The 15,052-nt window shown below is 61.4% G+C and carries 13 protein-coding genes and 1 pseudogene; 11 read left to right on the plus strand and 3 right to left on the minus strand.

From position 1 onward, the window contains the following. From M0954_RS18725 to M0954_RS18735, 3 genes are all read left to right on the plus strand, one after another. A partial coding sequence (locus M0954_RS18725; protein ID WP_297354830.1) for a TetR/AcrR family transcriptional regulator occupies positions 1 to 488 on the plus strand: 488 nt, incomplete at its 5' end. 75 nt (positions 489 to 563) lie between these two features. Beyond that, on the plus strand, positions 564 to 1,043 hold the full coding sequence (locus M0954_RS18730) for a nuclear transport factor 2 family protein (RefSeq protein ID WP_297354832.1): 480 nt from the start codon (positions 564 to 566) through the stop codon (positions 1,041 to 1,043). A 261-nt stretch (positions 1,044 to 1,304) separates the two neighbouring features. Then, complete coding sequence (locus M0954_RS18735; RefSeq protein ID WP_074266893.1) at positions 1,305 to 1,823, plus strand: hypothetical protein; 519 nt, start codon at positions 1,305 to 1,307, stop codon at positions 1,821 to 1,823. Between the two features lie 337 nt (positions 1,824 to 2,160). Here M0954_RS18735 and M0954_RS18740 read toward each other — a convergent pair whose 3' ends face one another. Further along, positions 2,161 to 2,949 carry a hypothetical protein gene (locus tag M0954_RS18740; RefSeq protein WP_122157472.1) on the minus strand — a complete coding sequence of 263 codons (789 nt, stop codon included), beginning with the start codon at positions 2,947 to 2,949 and terminating at the stop codon, positions 2,161 to 2,163. Between the two features lie 114 nt (positions 2,950 to 3,063). On the opposite strand from M0954_RS18740, the gene M0954_RS18745 reads away from it, so the two are divergent. The 3 genes from M0954_RS18745 (at position 3,064) to M0954_RS18755 (ending at position 5,500) form a co-directional block, all read left to right on the plus strand. Beyond that, positions 3,064 to 3,726 carry a response regulator gene (locus M0954_RS18745; RefSeq protein ID WP_122159375.1) on the plus strand — a complete coding sequence of 221 codons (663 nt, stop codon included), beginning with the start codon at positions 3,064 to 3,066 and terminating at the stop codon, positions 3,724 to 3,726. Continuing rightward, complete coding sequence (locus M0954_RS18750; protein ID WP_297354834.1) at positions 3,723 to 5,084, plus strand: ATP-binding protein; 1,362 nt, start codon at positions 3,723 to 3,725, stop codon at positions 5,082 to 5,084. Before M0954_RS18745 ends, M0954_RS18750 begins: the two co-directional genes overlap by 4 nt. Positions 5,085 to 5,203: 119 nt before the next feature. After that, the gene (locus tag M0954_RS18755) at positions 5,204 to 5,500 is read left to right on the plus strand and encodes a DUF4148 domain-containing protein (protein WP_297354836.1); all 297 of its coding nucleotides are present in this window, start codon (positions 5,204 to 5,206) and stop codon (positions 5,498 to 5,500) included. A gap of 23 nt (positions 5,501 to 5,523) precedes the next feature. On the opposite strand, the gene M0954_RS18760 is transcribed toward M0954_RS18755, so the two are convergent. Both M0954_RS18760 and M0954_RS18765 read right to left on the minus strand, forming a co-directional pair. Then, a complete protein-coding gene (locus M0954_RS18760; protein ID WP_297354839.1) occupies positions 5,524 to 6,912 on the minus strand; it encodes a heavy metal sensor histidine kinase in 1,389 nt (462 codons plus the stop codon). Continuing rightward, on the minus strand, positions 6,912 to 7,586 hold the full coding sequence (locus M0954_RS18765; RefSeq protein ID WP_074266746.1) for a heavy metal response regulator transcription factor: 675 nt from the start codon (positions 7,584 to 7,586) through the stop codon (positions 6,912 to 6,914). Before M0954_RS18765 ends, M0954_RS18760 begins: the two co-directional genes overlap by 1 nt. Positions 7,587 to 7,767: 181 nt before the next feature. Here M0954_RS18765 and M0954_RS18770 point away from each other — a divergent pair, with 181 nt between their 5' ends. From M0954_RS18770 to M0954_RS18790, 5 genes and pseudogenes are all read left to right on the plus strand, one after another. Next, positions 7,768 to 10,998 carry an efflux RND transporter permease subunit gene (locus tag M0954_RS18770; protein WP_297354841.1) on the plus strand — a complete coding sequence of 1,077 codons (3,231 nt, stop codon included), beginning with the start codon at positions 7,768 to 7,770 and terminating at the stop codon, positions 10,996 to 10,998. Between the two features lie 77 nt (positions 10,999 to 11,075). Then, entirely contained in the window at positions 11,076 to 12,320 is a 1,245-nt protein-coding gene (locus M0954_RS18775) for an efflux RND transporter periplasmic adaptor subunit (protein ID WP_297354843.1), read from the plus strand. Then, the gene (locus M0954_RS18780) at positions 12,317 to 13,837 is read left to right on the plus strand and encodes an efflux transporter outer membrane subunit (RefSeq protein ID WP_123386735.1); all 1,521 of its coding nucleotides are present in this window, start codon (positions 12,317 to 12,319) and stop codon (positions 13,835 to 13,837) included. The genes M0954_RS18775 and M0954_RS18780 overlap by 4 nt, the downstream gene beginning before the upstream one ends. A 418-nt stretch (positions 13,838 to 14,255) precedes the next feature. Continuing rightward, positions 14,256 to 14,606 carry a hypothetical protein gene (locus M0954_RS18785; protein WP_122157479.1) on the plus strand — a complete coding sequence of 117 codons (351 nt, stop codon included), beginning with the start codon at positions 14,256 to 14,258 and terminating at the stop codon, positions 14,604 to 14,606. Between the two features lie 189 nt (positions 14,607 to 14,795). Continuing rightward, a pseudogene (locus M0954_RS18790) lies at positions 14,796 to 15,052 on the plus strand (hopanoid biosynthesis associated radical SAM protein HpnJ); the annotation flags it as partial.

A 15,052-nucleotide genomic window follows, 5' to 3' on the forward strand; every position in this document is an offset into this window, starting at 1 on the left:
AGTCCGGCACGGCCCGCAAAAGCTTCTACACGCACTTCGGATCGAAGGATGCGCTGGTCGCCGCGGCGCTCGAGCGCCGCGACGAACCCTGGATGAACTGGTTCATCCGGGGCACATTGGGCCATGGCAAGAGCGTGCGCATGCGTCTGCTCGGCATGTTCGACGTGTTGCGCGAATGGTTTATTTCAGCCGATTTCCACGGTTGCGCGTTTCTGAATGCGGCGGGTGAAATCGCCGGCGCGGAGGATCCAATCCGCGTCGTCGCGCGCGAGCACAAAGAACGCTTGTTGGCCTTTGTGCGAACGCAGTGCGACGAATACATGGCCGAGAGCAACGTCGCAGATAGTGATCAAGCGGCACGCCTCGCGCGCCAGTGGCTGATCCTGATAGACGGCGCCATCGGCGTGGCGCTGGTGAGCGGCGAACCCGATGCGGCATTGGATGCGCGCGCGGCCGCAGAACACTTGCTCGACCCGATAAACGCGTAGAGCGTGCAGAACCCGGAATCCACCCACGCACGGTCGCCTTCCCGACGTGCACCCCTGACCTTCGGAGCAATCATCATGGCTGACTCAATCGAAACCCGCCCCCCCGTGCCGCCTTTCACGCGCGAGACCGCGATCCAGAAAGTGCGTGGTGCCGAGGATGGCTGGAATACCCGCGACCCCGAACGCGTGTCGCTGGCTTACACGCCGCAGAGCGTGTGGCGCAATCGCTCGGAGTTCGTGACGGGCCGCGCGGAGATTGTCGGACTGCTACGCCGCAAATGGGCGCGAGAGCTCGACTATCGCCTGATCAAAGAGTTGTGGGCTTTCACGGACAATCGCATCGCGGTGCGTTTTGCGTACGAGTGGCACGATGACGCTGGCAACTGGTTTCGCTCATACGGCAACGAAAACTGGGAGTTCGACGAGCACGGCTTGATGGCGCATCGCCACGCAAGCATCAACGACCTGCCGATCCGCGAAGCGGACCGTCTCTACCATTGGCCGTTGGGACGCCGTCCGGACGATCACCCGGGACTGTCGGATCTGGGGCTGTGAGCGCGAGCGGCGCTGCCGAAAAAGGCCGCATAAGCTTGCGGCCCGCTACTCAAACGTGAGCGCCTGAGGGCATTCACCGATCCGCCACTGCTTTCCGCTATTGTGCTGACTGGGCGCGGCCTGCGCAGGCTGCGTGCCCGCCTTTCCGAGCGTCGCCTCAACACTCACCGTACGGGTTGAGGTACAGTGCGCGACGGACGGCCAACCAGACAATCATTAGCACATTCAATACGCCGGCGCTCGACCGGTGGCGGAGAAGATATGCATTTGCGGCAGACCAGCAACAACATCCGGCGCTCGCTTGTGGCGCTCGTCGCCAGCTTTGCGGTGGCATCCACCGCACATGCGGCGGACTGGTGCGGTGGTGGAGTATGGTTTGACGCGATGCTTGGCTCGTACCACATCGATCCCGATCCCGGCACCCACTTCAACGAGTTTAATCCCGGCCTTGGCGTCGAGTGCTGGTTCAACGGCGAATGGGGGGTAACGGCGGGTGGCTTTCGCAACTCGCTGCGGCGCCCTTCGTACTATGGCGGCGGGCTGTGGGCGCCGGAGTTTGCGCATTGGGGCTTCGTCAGACTCGCTGTGATCGGCGGCATTATCTCGGGCTACAACTATGGCAACTGGGGCTTGGGCCGTAATCACACGGTTGGACCGGTGGCGGCGCCGATCGTGATGTTCGACTACAAGCGGGTAGGGGCGAACCTGATTTTTATCCCACCGATTCCGTCCGATCAATTGCCGTTCACCATTGGATTTCAGGTGAAGTACAAGTTCTGAGGTGACGTTGCGGAACGATCGAGTTTCGACGTCACCGTGTTGGACAAAACGACGATAGGTGAGACTTTTCGGGAGGACTGCGGCTGATACGTCGAGAGGCGTTGGCACGGACTATGGTGTTGGACCGTCTTTGCCAACTGCGCTCGTGTTGAGAATGCGCATCTGAGCCAGATCGAACTCCTGGAAGTCCTCACCATCCCGTATAACCTCACCACTCCCTGCTATCTCCTGGAACTCCTCACCATCCTGTAAATCCTCACCTTGAGATTTCGCGTGAGCATCAAGCCCACGGCAACGGGAAATTGCGGACAAATTCGCGTTTGAAAAGAATGAATGCCTACATGGCCGTGCCCCGCCTTGCCGAACGTTGCGGTATCAATGCGATACACACCACGATGAAAGCCAGCAGAATCCCGGACGCATAAAACCGGCTAATGTGAAGCCCGCCCTCGGCCACAGGCTTATCGAGGAAGTCGCCCAACGTTGCGCCCAGCGGCCGCGTCAAGATAAACGCGGCCCAGAAGAGCGCGGTCCGGGACAGGCGCGTCCAGCAATATAGGCCCATCACGATGACCAGCCCCGCTCCGAAGAGCATGGCTCCGTATTCGTACCCGATACCGAGACCACCGCGGTCCTCACCCGCCACCCAGTCTCCAAGCGCCGTTCCGAGCGTCTGCGAGAACAGGATCGTGATCCAGTAAAACCATTCTGCCTTGCTCGTGACGATGCTCTCGACCGAGACCGTCCCCTCAGATCGATACCATATCGCCAGACTGGCGATCAGCAATGCCACGACGATAGCGGTGCCCCCAGGATAGCCGACCCCTAGCGATCGATCGGCGAAGTCCGCCATGGTCGTGCCGAGCGTCGTCGTAGCGACAATGGTCGCCCAGTACAGGAAGCGACGAAATTCCTGCGCCTTTACCTGCGCACAAACGAGGCCAACGAACAAGACGAGGAAGATTGCCGAGCCGATCAGGTAGCCAAGATTCAGCGACATCGACACCCAGTCGCCGCCGGTTTCTCCAAGCGTGGTGGCGGCGACCTTGATCACCCAGAAACCCAGCGTCAACTCGGGGACTTTGCTCGCGGCCCGGCTGGCAAAACTCACGGCGTCCTGTTTCATCTCGCTCTCCTCTCGTGAACGTGGATGATATTGAACGAACGCTTAACTAAGGCTTAAGGGAGACCTAAGGCCGGATGCGCGACAATGGCACAGGATGACAACGCAGGGGGCGCGATGCGTCTGCTTCTGGTGGAAGACGACGAAATGATTGCAGAGACCGTGCTCGAATCGATGCGGCGCGAGGGCTATGCAATCGACTGGGCACAAGACGGACGAGCCGCCGAGCTATCGCTGGGCAACGGCGTATATGACCTCGTCCTGCTGGACCTCGGCTTGCCCGGAAAAAACGGTATCGATTTACTCAATAGCTATCGTAGACAAGGCGGTGAGGCACCCGTCATCATCCTGACCGCGCGCGACGCGGTGACCGACCGGATTCGCGGTCTTGATGCCGGCGCAGACGACTACCTGATCAAACCGTTCGACCTTGACGAACTGGCGGCACGAGCACGCGCGTTGTTGCGGCGTCGCACCGGACAAAAGCAGCCGATCTATGCACACGGTGATCTAACGCTCGATCCCGCCGCTCATGAAGTGAGGAAAAGCGGCGTTCCAGTTACGCTGGTGCCGCGCGAATTCGGCTTGCTGCAGGCGCTGATCGAAGAGCCCGCACGCGTCTTCACCAGAGCGGAGCTCGAGGACAAGCTCTATGGATGGGGCGACGAAGTGGGCAGCAACACGATCGAAGTTCATGTGCACAGTCTGCGGCGCAAAATTGGCGTAGAACAGATCGTGACGGTGCGCGGCGTCGGCTATCGGCTGAAGAGGCTCGGATGAAGTCGATCCGCCGTTGGCTGCTCGGCTGGCTCATCTGCGGTCTTGCCGCCGCCTCCGGGATTGCCGCATTGGCGATCTTTCATACAGCCCGCGACGAGGCCGGCGAGCTGTTCGACTACGAACTGCGTACCGTCGCGTTGTCGCTGCCCTTGAATGTCGAAGCGGCGGAGACGGCCGAGAGGGAAGGCGAAGAGGCCGCAGGTATTTCGGACGATCGCATTCTCATCGAGATATGGGACAAGGACGGCAGGCTTGTCTATCACTCGCGGGAGTCGGCTGTGCTGACACGTATGCCGCCCGGCATTCGCACCATCGAACGGAGCGAAGGTCAATGGCGCGTATTCGGACTGCAACAGCTCGATCGCTTCATCCAGGTCGCGCAACCGGTCTCCGTTCGGGAAGCGCTGGCTTTGCAACTTGCACTGCACACGCTGTGGCCGCTGGGCGTGTTCGTGCCCGTGACGATCCTGTTGGTGCTGTTCGTGGTTGCGTGGGGTCTTGCGCCAATCGGCGGATTGTCGCGTCTGCTCGCAACGCGTTCGCTGGATTCGCTTGAGCCGCTGCGTCTCGACGGCAAGGTACCCGTCGAAGTCCGGCCGCTAGTCGAGGCATTGAACGACTTGCTTCTCCGTATGAACGTTGCCGCGGAGGCACGGCGCGCGTTTATCGCCGATGCCGCCCACGAGCTTCGCTCCCCGCTTGCTGCGTTAAAATTGCAATTGCAGGCCGCTTCGAACAACGGCACGTTGAAGGACGATGGTCAGACGCTTGAGCGAATCGATAGACGGCTCAATCGTATGATCCGGCTCGTGCAGCAATTGCTGACGCTTGCACGCGAGGACGCGCAGTCTACGAGCGTTGGCACATCCGTCAGTTTGCGCAGACTTGGAGAACAGGCGGTGAGCGATTTCTCGCTGCTCGCCGATGAGAGGCAGATTGACCTCGGTCTCGAGTTCCGGCAACCGGTCACGCGAGAGGATACGTGCAACGTGCTGACTGATCCACACGCGTTGGGTGTACTGCTGAATAACCTGATCGACAATGCCATCCGCTACACGCCTCAAGGGGGCAAGGTCGACGTTGTACTTACGCGCACGTCAGAGCGCTTCGGCCTTGAAGTGGTGGACAACGGCCCAGGCATTCCAGAGCAGGACCTGGAGCGGGTGCTTGACCGCTTCTATCGCGGTGAGCATGCCAAGGGGACGGGCAGCGGGCTGGGACTCGCCATTGCCGCCCGCATTGCGCAGCGACAACAGCTCACTCTCTCATTGCGTAACAACGTTGGGACTGGAGGTCTGACGGTTTCGGTGAGCGGATTTATCCGGGTGGCTGAGCGCGAGATGACAAATCCGTCATGAACGCGTCACCTCGGCGCAAACCGCGGCGGCCGAGAATGGGTTCGTAGCATCGCTGCTACGTGAAACGGGCCGGAAGCGATAGAAGCGCGAGCCGGCACAACCCATCTCAGGAGCCTTCCATGAAACTCACCCGATATGCCGCACTCGCCGCTGTAGTCGTCTCGCTGATCCCTTTCGGTCAGTCAGCGTTCGCGCAAAGCACGGATGCCACCGGCGCCGTTGCCCCACCGGCGGCTTCAGTCAACACTGGCAAGACGCGCGCCGAGGTCCGCGCGGAGCTGATCCAGGCTGAGCAGCAAGGGACGATTCCCGTGTCGAAGAACAACTATCCGCCGACGCCGGATGAGATCGCGCGAAATCGCGCCGAATATCAGGTCCATCATGTGGATAATCGCGTCAACATGGCGGTCAACTGACTCGGAGTGCGCGCAATGCTCATTCATCGCCGCGGGAAGTGCAAGTGGAATTGCGTGGCGGCCGCGTCGCTCTCTACGGCGGCGCTACCGCCATGCAGTTCCATGATGGTCCGAACGATTGCGAGTCCTAGACCGGTCGAGCCGGACGAATTGCTGCGCGAACCGTCGACGCGGTAGAAGCGGTCGAAGAGCCGCCCAAGATGTTCCGAAGGAATCGGCGTGCCGGGATTGGCGACCGTGACTATCGTCCCCTCTGAAGTCGCCGTTGTCGAAAGCGTTACCGTATCGCCACGCGGTGTATAACGCAGCGCGTTCGCCAGCAGATTGCTGACGGCGCGGCGGAACAGATCGACATCGGCATGCAATTGGCCGCTCGCCGTCACCTGAATCGAAATGCCGGCATCCTCCGCTATGCCTTCGAAATAGTCGGCCACTCGCAGCAGCTCGTCGTGCACCGGAAAATCCACGGCCGTCGTCACGTACTGCGGATTGTCGGCACGGGCGAGAAACAGCACGTTTTCGACCATTCGCGATAGTCGTTCGCATTCCTCGATATTCGATACCAGCAACGCCTGATATTCGTCGGTCGAGCGCGGGCGCGCGAGCGCTACTTCGCTCGCACCGCGCATGTTGCCGAGTGGCGTGCGCAGATCGTGCGCGAGGTCAGCCGTGAACTGCGAGAGTCGCTGAAAGCCGAGTTCGAGGCGTGCGAGCATCGAATTCAGCGCATCGATCAGCGCCGCGAGTTCACGCGGCACGTTGCCGGAGGGAAGGCGCGTATGGAGTTTGCCCACCGTCACGTGGGTGGCGCTGCCGGCAATGTCGCGCAGCGGGCGCAAAGCGTTGCGCACCGCGACGTAGCCGAGCACCATGGCTGCTAGCAGCGCGCACAACGTTGTCAGGTAGACCGTGTTGCGATAGCGGGCGAGCAATGCTTCGCGATCGCTCATCTCACGTCCGACCACCGCATCGACCACCGAACCGTCGGCAAGCGCGATATCCGTGGCGACGCCGCGCATCGTCAGGCCGTCGGGGGTATGCCATTCCTGCACGTCGTGCTCGAGAATCCGGTTCAACGGCTTCACTTCCTGCAGATCGCCAATCGCAAAGTGCGAGGGATTGCGTTCGAGCAGGACGTGACCACTCGAGTCCTGCATTCTAAGGAAGAAAGCCTGATTGCCGAGCACCAGGCTATCGAGCCGGGACTCGTGCAGTTTGATGCCCTGCGGTGAATCCAGCTCGGCTGCAAGGCGCCGCAGATGCCGGGCCGTCAGCACCAGGTCGAAGTCGTCCTGGGCGCGAATCTGCTTTGCTAGCGCCTGATACAGCACACCACCGCCGACCCCGAACACCAGCACGGTGATCAGCGCAAACCAGGCAGCCAGCCTCGCGGTCAACGAGAGCCGTTGCATCACGCGTCCTTCACTTCGAGCACATAGCCGACGCCGCGCACGGTATGCACCAGCTTGACCGGATAGTCGTCGTCGATCTTCGAGCGCAGGCGGCGGATCGCCACGTCGACGACATTAGTGTCGCTATCGAAGTTCATGTCCCACACATACGAGGCGATTTGCGTGCGGCTCAATACTTCGCCGCTGCGCCGCGCAAGCAGATGCAGCAACGCGAACTCGCGCGGCGTGAGGTCGATGCGTTGGCCCGCACGCCGCACCTTGCGCTGGCTCGCGTTGATCTCGAGGTCGCCGATCGTCAGCGTGTCGCTCTCGCGTGCCTGGCCACGCCGTGCCAGCGTGCGTACCCGTGCGAGCAGCTCGACGAAGGCGAATGGTTTGATCAGATAGTCGTCAGCGCCTAGCTCAAGGCCACGCACGCGGTCTTCGATCTCGTCGCGCGCCGTCAGAAACAGAACCGGCGTGTCCTTGCGGCCACGCAATTGCTGCAGCACCTGCCAGCCGTCCATGCCCGGCAACATCACATCGAGCACGATCACGTCGTGGGATTCTTCCAGCGCGAGATGCAGGCCATCGACACCGTTGCGCGCCACGTCCACCACAAAGCCCGACTCCTCCAGCCCCTTCTTCAGGTAGTCACCGGCCTTCGGTTCGTCTTCGATTACGAGGACTCTCATCGCAGTTGCCTTCCATCGGGTTGCTCCCGGTTTGCCGCCAGGTTGAGCCTGACGGATGGTTTCGATGATACCCGCGCGGCGGCCCGAAGTTCATTACGAGTTTGTCATCCAGGCGCAATCCCGACGCAAAGCCCTGCTCACTAGACTGCGTCCATTGCTCCCCTTCAGGCGTCGTCTTCTCATGTGGATCGTCAAAGTCGCTCTCCGCCGCCCGTACACGTTTATTGTGCTGGCGCTGCTGCTCGTGATCATCGGACCACTGATGATCCTGCGTACGCCCGTCGATATTTTTCCGAACATTGACATCCCCGTGATCAGCGTGGTGTGGAGCTACAGCGGGCTGACGTCTGAGGATATGGCGCACCGCATCGTCGCACCGTACGAACGCGCGCTGACCTCGGACGTCGGCGATATCGAGCACATCGAATCGCAGTCGCTCAACGGCGTGGCCGTCGTCAAGGTCTTCTTCCATCCTGGCGCCGACATCACGCGAGCAGAGACGGAAGCGTCGGTGAGCGCACAGTCGTTGCTGAAGGTCATGCCGCCGGGCACGTTGCCGCCCATGGTGCTGACGTTCAACGCGTCGACCGTCCCGATCATGGAACTCGCGCTGTCGAGCAAAACGCTGCCGGAACAGACGCTTTACGACCTCGGCAACAATTTTATTCGCACGCAACTGGCGACGGTACAGGGTGCCGCGGTACCGATTCCGTACGGCGGCAAGGTGCGCCAGATCATGGTGGATATCGATCCACAGGCGATGCAGTCTCACCACGTGACGCCCACCGACGTGGTCAATGCGGTCAACGCACAGAACCTGGTTTTGCCGGGTGGCACGGCGAAGATCGGCACGTTCGAATACAACGTGAACATGAACGGTGCGGCGCTTTCTGTAGCGGAACTGAACAACATTCCCATCCGCACGCAACCCGACGGCACGGTGACGTATGTGCACGATGTCGCGACCGTACGCGATGGCTATGCACCTCAGACCAATATCGTGCGCCACGACGGCAAGCGCGCCGCATTGCTCGAGGTGGAAAAGAGCGGCAGCGTCTCGACACTCGACATCATTGCCAACATCAAGAGCCTGCTCCCGCGGATTCGCTCGCAGATGCCGAAGGCGCTCGATATCCAGACCGTCACGGACGAGTCGGTGTTCGTCAAGTCGGCGGTACAGGGCGTGATACGTGAAGGCCTGATTGCCGCTGGCCTGACGGCGGTGATGATCCTGTTGTTTCTCGGCAGTTGGCGGGCCACGTTGATCATCGCGATCTCGATTCCGCTGGCGATGATTTCGTCGCTGATCATGTTGTCGGTGCTCGGCCAGACCATCAACATCATGACGCTTGGCGGCCTGGCGTTGGCGGTTGGGATTCTGGTCGACGATGCAACGGTTGCTATCGAGAACATGACGCATCACATCGAGCAGGGGCAGCCGCTATTGCAGGCGATCCTTGAGGGATCCGGCGAGATTGCCGTGCCGACCCTGATCTCGACATTGTCGATCTGCATTGTCTTTGTGCCGATGCTGTTGTTGTCCGGCGTGGCCCGTTATCTGTTCACGCCGCTTGCCGAAGCGGTGGTGTTCGCGATGCTCGCGTCGTACTTTCTGTCGCGCACGCTGGTGCCGACGTTGGCGATGTATCTGCTGCGCGGCGCGCATCAGACGGGTGACGAGGGCACGCAACACGTACGGCCCGCGAACCGCCTGGTGCGCTTCCAGCAAAGCTTCGAACGGCGTTTCGAAGCGCTGCGCGGCCGCTACGAGCGGCTGCTGGAAGGGGCGCTCGCCGCACCGCGGCGCTTTATCGCGTGCTTTCTGATTGCGTGTATCGGCTCGCTTGCGCTACTGCCATTCCTTGGCCGCGACTTCTTTCCGCAAATCGACTCGGGGCAGATTCGTTTGCACATGCGCGCGAAGACCGGCACTCGCATCGAACAGACCGCGCGTCTTGCCGACGAAATCGAGAACAGCATCCGCACGGTGATTCCCGCAAACGAGCTGATGACCATCGTCGACAACATCGGCCTGCCGACCAGCGGTATCAACCTTTCGTATAGCAGTTCCGCGCCGATCGGTAGCGCCGATGCCGACGTCCTGATCACGCTGAACGCGAAACACAAGCCGACCGCGCAGTATGTGGCGAAGCTGCGGCAGTCGCTTGGCGAGCAGTTTCCCGCAGTGACGTTCTCGTTTCTGCCGGCAGATATGGTGAGTCAGATCCTCAACTTTGGACTGCCGGCGCCGATCGATATTCAGGTGGTGGGCAACAACCTCGACGACAACCGTGCGTTTGCCGATACGTTGCTGAACAAACTTCGCAACGTTAAAGGACTCGTCGATTTGCGCATCCAGCAACCGGACGACGAACCCGCGATCAATGTGGACGTGGACCGCACCAAGGCGCTGCAGGCGGGACTGCAGCAGCAGGACGTCGCGCGCAGCCTGCTGATTGCGTTGTCCGGCAGTTCGCAAACGTCGCCGAACTTCTGGCTCAATCCGCAAAACGGTGTGAGCTATCCGGTGACGACGGAGGTGCCGCAGTACGACATCAATTCACTGCAGGCGCTGGCCAATATTCCACTTAGTTCGACGTTCACGCCGGGCACCGGCGGCTCGGGCAGCAACGCAGGCGGGGTCAACGGGATTCTGGGCACACTCGGCACGTTCTCGCGCACGACGCAGCAAGCCGTGGTGACGCACTACAACGTGCAACCGGCGATCGATATCTACGGCTCGGTGCAGGGACGCGATCTGGGTGGCGTGGCATCGGACGTCACGCGCATTGTGGATGCCGCCAAAGCGAACTTGCCGCGCGGTGCGCGCGTGGTGATTCGCGGCCAGGTTCAGACTATGGAAAGCTCGTTCAGCGGCCTGGCAACGGGCATCGCGTTCGCGGTGCTGCTTGTGTATCTGCTGATGGTGATCAATTTCCAGTCGTGGATCGATCCGCTCGTGATCGTCTGCGGTTTGCCGGGTGCGATGGCGGGCATCGTCTGGATGCTGTTTCTCACGCACACCACGCTGAGCGTGCCCGCGCTGACGGGCGCCATGATGTGTATCGGCGTGGCGACGGCTAACAGCATTCTGGTGGTGAGCTTCGCACGCGAGCGGCTGGCGCACGGCATGTCGCCTCTACAGGCAGCGCTGGCGGCAGGCGCGGGACGCTTTCGTCCGGTGCTGATGACCGCACTCGCGATGATGATCGGCATGGTGCCGATGGCGCTCGGAATGGGCGACGGTGGCGAACAGAACGCGCCGCTCGGCCGCGCTGTGATCGGCGGCCTGATGATCGGCACGATCGCGACGCTGATGTTCCTGCCGGTTGTTTTCGCGCTGGTGCACGGCTGGCTCGCGAAGCGCGAGCCGAACGGCATGACGCAAGCCGAACTAGACCTTCTCAAATGAACGGTGCCGCACCTCGCCTGGGTTCGATACCGAATGTCCAGAACCTGATCCGATTTGAATTGACCGGAGTACGTCGCATGTCCACTCAATCCCCCCAGTCCGCACCGGACAGCCGGCCCGCGCCTCAGCACCGGGGCGGTGTCGTGCGTGTCGTTTTGCTGGTAGCCGGCGTCGCCGTTGTGCTTGCCGTGGGCATCGTGCCGCGGCTCAACGCGCGCGCCGCGTTGCAAGAGCAGACCGCCGCGCTCGCCGTACCCACGGTGCAGGTCACGCAGCCCACCATCGCACCGCCCGACCAGACGCTGGTGTTGCCGGGCGATATCGAGGCGTATCAGCAGACGCCAATTTTCGCGCGCACCGACGGATATCTGAAGGCCTGGTACGCGGATATCGGTACCCATGTGAAAGCCGGGCAACTGCTGGCCACGATCGACGCGCCCGAGGTGGACGCCGCGCTGCGCCAGGCACGCGCCGATGAACAACAGGCGCAGGCGAACGATCAGTTTGCGCAGTTGAGCGCGACGCGCTGGCAGCAACTCGTCCAGACACACGCGGTCTCGCAACAGGATACGGACATGAAAGACAGCGATGCACAGGCGAAGCATGCGGCGCTGCTCGCGGCGCAATCGAACGTGGCCCGCCTCGCGCAGTTGCAGTCCTATGAGAAGGTTTATGCGCCGTTTGACGGCGTGATTACGGCGCGCAATATCGATGTCGGTGCATTGATCGATGCGGGTAGCGCCGGCGGCCCCGCCAAAGAGATGTTCGATCTGGCACAAACCGGCGTATTACGCGTGTACGCCGATGTGCCGCAGAACGATGTCGGCACGTCGCTCGACGGCACGCCGGCCTGCCTCGAAGTCTCGCAGATCCCCGGGCGTTGTCTGCCGGGAACCGTGGCGCGCAATGCGGGGGCGATCAACGCCGTCACGCGCACGCTGCGCATTGAAGTCGATGTGCCCAACGCGAATGGCGCGGTGCTGCCGGGTTCGTATGGGCAAGTGCATCTGTCGCTGAAGGCCGCTCAGCCGGGTTTATCGCTGCCGGTGAACGCGCTGCTGTATCGACCGGAGGGTTTGCAGGTGGCCACCGTCGATGCGCAACACCAGGTACTACTGAAGACCATCAAACCCGGTCGCGATTTTGGCACGCGTATAGAAGTGGCCTCAGGGCTCGCAGCGACTGACCGGGTGATCCTCAATCCGTCCGACTCGATTACCAATGGTCAGGCCGTGCGCGTGTCTTCCAGCGCCAGTATCAGCGCGAGTGCAAGTACTGGTTCATCGGCAGCGGCCTCACACAGCGCAGGGGGCCGGTCATGAAGCCCGCACGGTTCGACCTCGCGCGGCTGCGTGGGCTCCGCTCGCGGCTGCTCAGTGCTGTCTGCGCGGCGAGTGTGTTGGGCATGGCAGGCTGCTCGATCGGTCCGGACTATGTGCGTCCTTCGGTGGTCGTTCCCGCAGCGTATAAGGAAAACGCTGGAACGCCGGACACCAGCAGCGGCGCCATCTCAACCCGTGCCGGCAAACTCGCCACAGCACCGGCGCAAGCTACCCCCGGCTGGACCCACGCCACACCGGCCGACAACGAGGCACGCGGCGCATGGTGGACACGCTTCGGCGATCCTCAATTGAATACACTCGAAACACGTGTGAGCGTGTCGAACCAGACGATCCAGAAAGCCGTCGCGCAACTGCAGGAAGCACGCGCGATGGTCGAATCCGCGCACGCCGCCTACTTGCCGACGATCGGTGCGGGCGCAAGCGCGAGTAGCCTGCACGATTCGGACAACGTGATCGGCCATCAGCAGACGGCCGGCAAGACATTCGGCGACTACGACGTTGCGCTCGATGCGAGCTGGGAGCCCGACCTGTGGGGCAGAATCGCGCACGAAAACGATGCCGCGCGGGCCGGCGCGCAAGCGAGCGCCGCTGATCTCCAGAGCGTGCGGCTTGGCGTGCACGCCGAACTCGCTGTGGATTACTTCAACTTGCGCGGACTCGATGCATCGAAGCAGTTGCTCGACCAGACCATTGCGGACTATCGCCAGACGCTTGATCTGACTAAAAGCCGCTTCGCGGTCGGTGTATCGTCGCAGGCGGACGTCACCCAGGCCGAGACGCAACTGCAGGCAACCGAGGCACAGGATATCGACCTGGGTGTCGCCCGTGCACAGTACGAGCACGCGATCGCCACGCTGACCGGCGTACCGGCGTCGACGTTCAGTCTGCCGCCAGCGGCGGCGGATTTCACCCCGCCCACGATTCCTGTCGGACTGCCTTCCGAGCTGCTGCAGCGTCGGCCCGATATCGCCGCGGCCGAGCGGCGTGTCGCAGCGGCCAACGACCAGATCGGCATTGCTGAATCCGCATTTTTTCCCGATCTGGTGCTATCGGCCACTGGCGGCATCGAGAGTTCGACGCTTACGAACTGGCTCACCGCACCGTCGCGCATGTGGGCTGTTGGGCCGGCGCTGGTCGGCACGTTGTTCGACGGAGGCCGGCGTCGTGCAATGACCGAGAAGGCCCAGGCGCAATACGATGCGAGCGCGGCCGACTATCGCCAGACCGTGTTGACTGCCTTCCAGGAGGTCGAAGACAACCTGGCGTCATTACGCATCTTGCAGCAGGAGGCCAGCAAGCAGGATGAAGCTGTCGCGTCGGCCCAAAAGACCCTGCAGCTTGAATTGGATCAATACAGGATCGGAACCGTAGGCTATCTGGAAGTTGTCACCGCGCAGAGCACGGCGCTGGCGAACGAGCGAACTGCTGTCGACCTCGAGCGTCGCCAGATGGATGCAAGCGTGTTGCTGGTCAAGGCGCTTGGCGGAACGTGGTGATTCACCTGCGCGAGCAGGTGTAAGCCAACCCAAAGCTTTCCGCACCTCCGTAATCTCTTAAGGAGTTCTGTGCTGAAGATTCGAAGCAAATCCAAAATCGTCATCTTCGACAGGGAGAATTCGCGTAATGGAGCTTGCGAATGAATTACGCGGAACGGCATCGCTAAAGCGACAAAGCGCGTGCCTAAGTTTACGTTGCAGTAATCATGTCAGGACAGTGAAAGCGTAGGACGTTTAAAGCGGATCAAGCGCGTTTGCTTAAGGTTCCCTTCAGCTTTGGCCCGGTAGTATCGATTCACAACGCATGTATGTATTAGATGTGACCTGAATCCAAACCACGCGCATCTGCTAATCGATCGCCACAAGGAAAATGAAAGCGCCTTCGATATTTCCTCCCCCCGTATCGACGAGCTGCGCCATGACACCCGCGACGATCGCAATGCTACGTGCCTACCTAATGACAGCGTCACTTGCCGCAGCGGCGATACAAATGGCGGCACTTCTGTCTATTGGCCTTTTTGGCGTTCCCGAAGCCGTGTTCACATCCGGTCCCTTTCGTCTCGCGGCTACGGCGAGCATTGTGTGCATCGTACTGCTCGTCAAGCGCATCGCCCGCGCTGCATTCCTCTCAGCGCTGTCTCTCGACTACGCCACCATCACCGACACGCATTCCAACGCCACTTCGGTTTCTCCGGTCTGTCCGGTGCGGATGCTGGTGATCCTGCACCTCCGGTTCAATCGCAGGCCGATTGAGTGGGCAACGTGTTAGCGCGCGTGGCTTCGTGGTAGGCCCGTTTAGCGATGATGGAACATCCCGTTTCTGTCTCACAGTGGCTTTTGCTTGCCCTGTGCTGGACCGCCACTTTCTACGCGCTGCTCGCGCACATTCTTGCGTGACTGCCTCATTGGTGCCGTCGCGCCGCTGCCACTTCCCTCATTCGATCAGTTATCGGATTCAATGCAAATTGCCGGAGCATCATTCATGAAGACGCTGTTTTTGCAGGCCCCGTCGTATGACGGTTTCGATGGCGGCGCGGGATCGCGCTATCAGGCGAAGCGCGAAATCCGTTCGTTCTGGTATCCGACATGGCTCGCACAGCCCGCGGCGCTGGTGCCGGATAGTCGCGTGCTCGACGCACCGGCGGATGGTCTCTCGGTGGAGGCTTCGCTTGATATCGCGCAGCAGTACGAGCTCGTCATCATTCACACAAGCAC

Source organism: Paraburkholderia sp. (assembly GCF_026225065.1).
In the GTDB taxonomy this organism is placed as follows: domain Bacteria; phylum Pseudomonadota; class Gammaproteobacteria; order Burkholderiales; family Burkholderiaceae; genus Paraburkholderia.

Excerpts from the sequence above, each read along its gene's own strand:
- M0954_RS18730 (WP_297354832.1), top strand. The coding sequence starts at position 564 with ATGGCTGACTCAATCGAAACCCGCCCCCCCGTGCCGCCTTTCACGCGC.
- M0954_RS18735 (WP_074266893.1), top strand. The coding sequence starts at position 1,305 with ATGCATTTGCGGCAGACCAGCAACAACATCCGGCGCTCGCTTGTGGCG.
- M0954_RS18740 (WP_122157472.1), bottom strand. The coding sequence starts at position 2,949 with ATGAAACAGGACGCCGTGAGTTTTGCCAGCCGGGCCGCGAGCAAAGTC.
- M0954_RS18745 (WP_122159375.1), top strand. The coding sequence starts at position 3,064 with ATGCGTCTGCTTCTGGTGGAAGACGACGAAATGATTGCAGAGACCGTG.
- M0954_RS18750 (WP_297354834.1), top strand. The coding sequence starts at position 3,723 with ATGAAGTCGATCCGCCGTTGGCTGCTCGGCTGGCTCATCTGCGGTCTT.
- M0954_RS18755 (WP_297354836.1), top strand. The coding sequence starts at position 5,204 with ATGAAACTCACCCGATATGCCGCACTCGCCGCTGTAGTCGTCTCGCTG.
- M0954_RS18760 (WP_297354839.1), bottom strand. The coding sequence starts at position 6,912 with ATGCAACGGCTCTCGTTGACCGCGAGGCTGGCTGCCTGGTTTGCGCTG.
- M0954_RS18765 (WP_074266746.1), bottom strand. The coding sequence starts at position 7,586 with ATGAGAGTCCTCGTAATCGAAGACGAACCGAAGGCCGGTGACTACCTG.
- M0954_RS18770 (WP_297354841.1), top strand. The coding sequence starts at position 7,768 with ATGTGGATCGTCAAAGTCGCTCTCCGCCGCCCGTACACGTTTATTGTG.
- M0954_RS18775 (WP_297354843.1), top strand. The coding sequence starts at position 11,076 with ATGTCCACTCAATCCCCCCAGTCCGCACCGGACAGCCGGCCCGCGCCT.
- M0954_RS18780 (WP_123386735.1), top strand. The coding sequence starts at position 12,317 with ATGAAGCCCGCACGGTTCGACCTCGCGCGGCTGCGTGGGCTCCGCTCG.
- M0954_RS18785 (WP_122157479.1), top strand. The coding sequence starts at position 14,256 with ATGACACCCGCGACGATCGCAATGCTACGTGCCTACCTAATGACAGCG.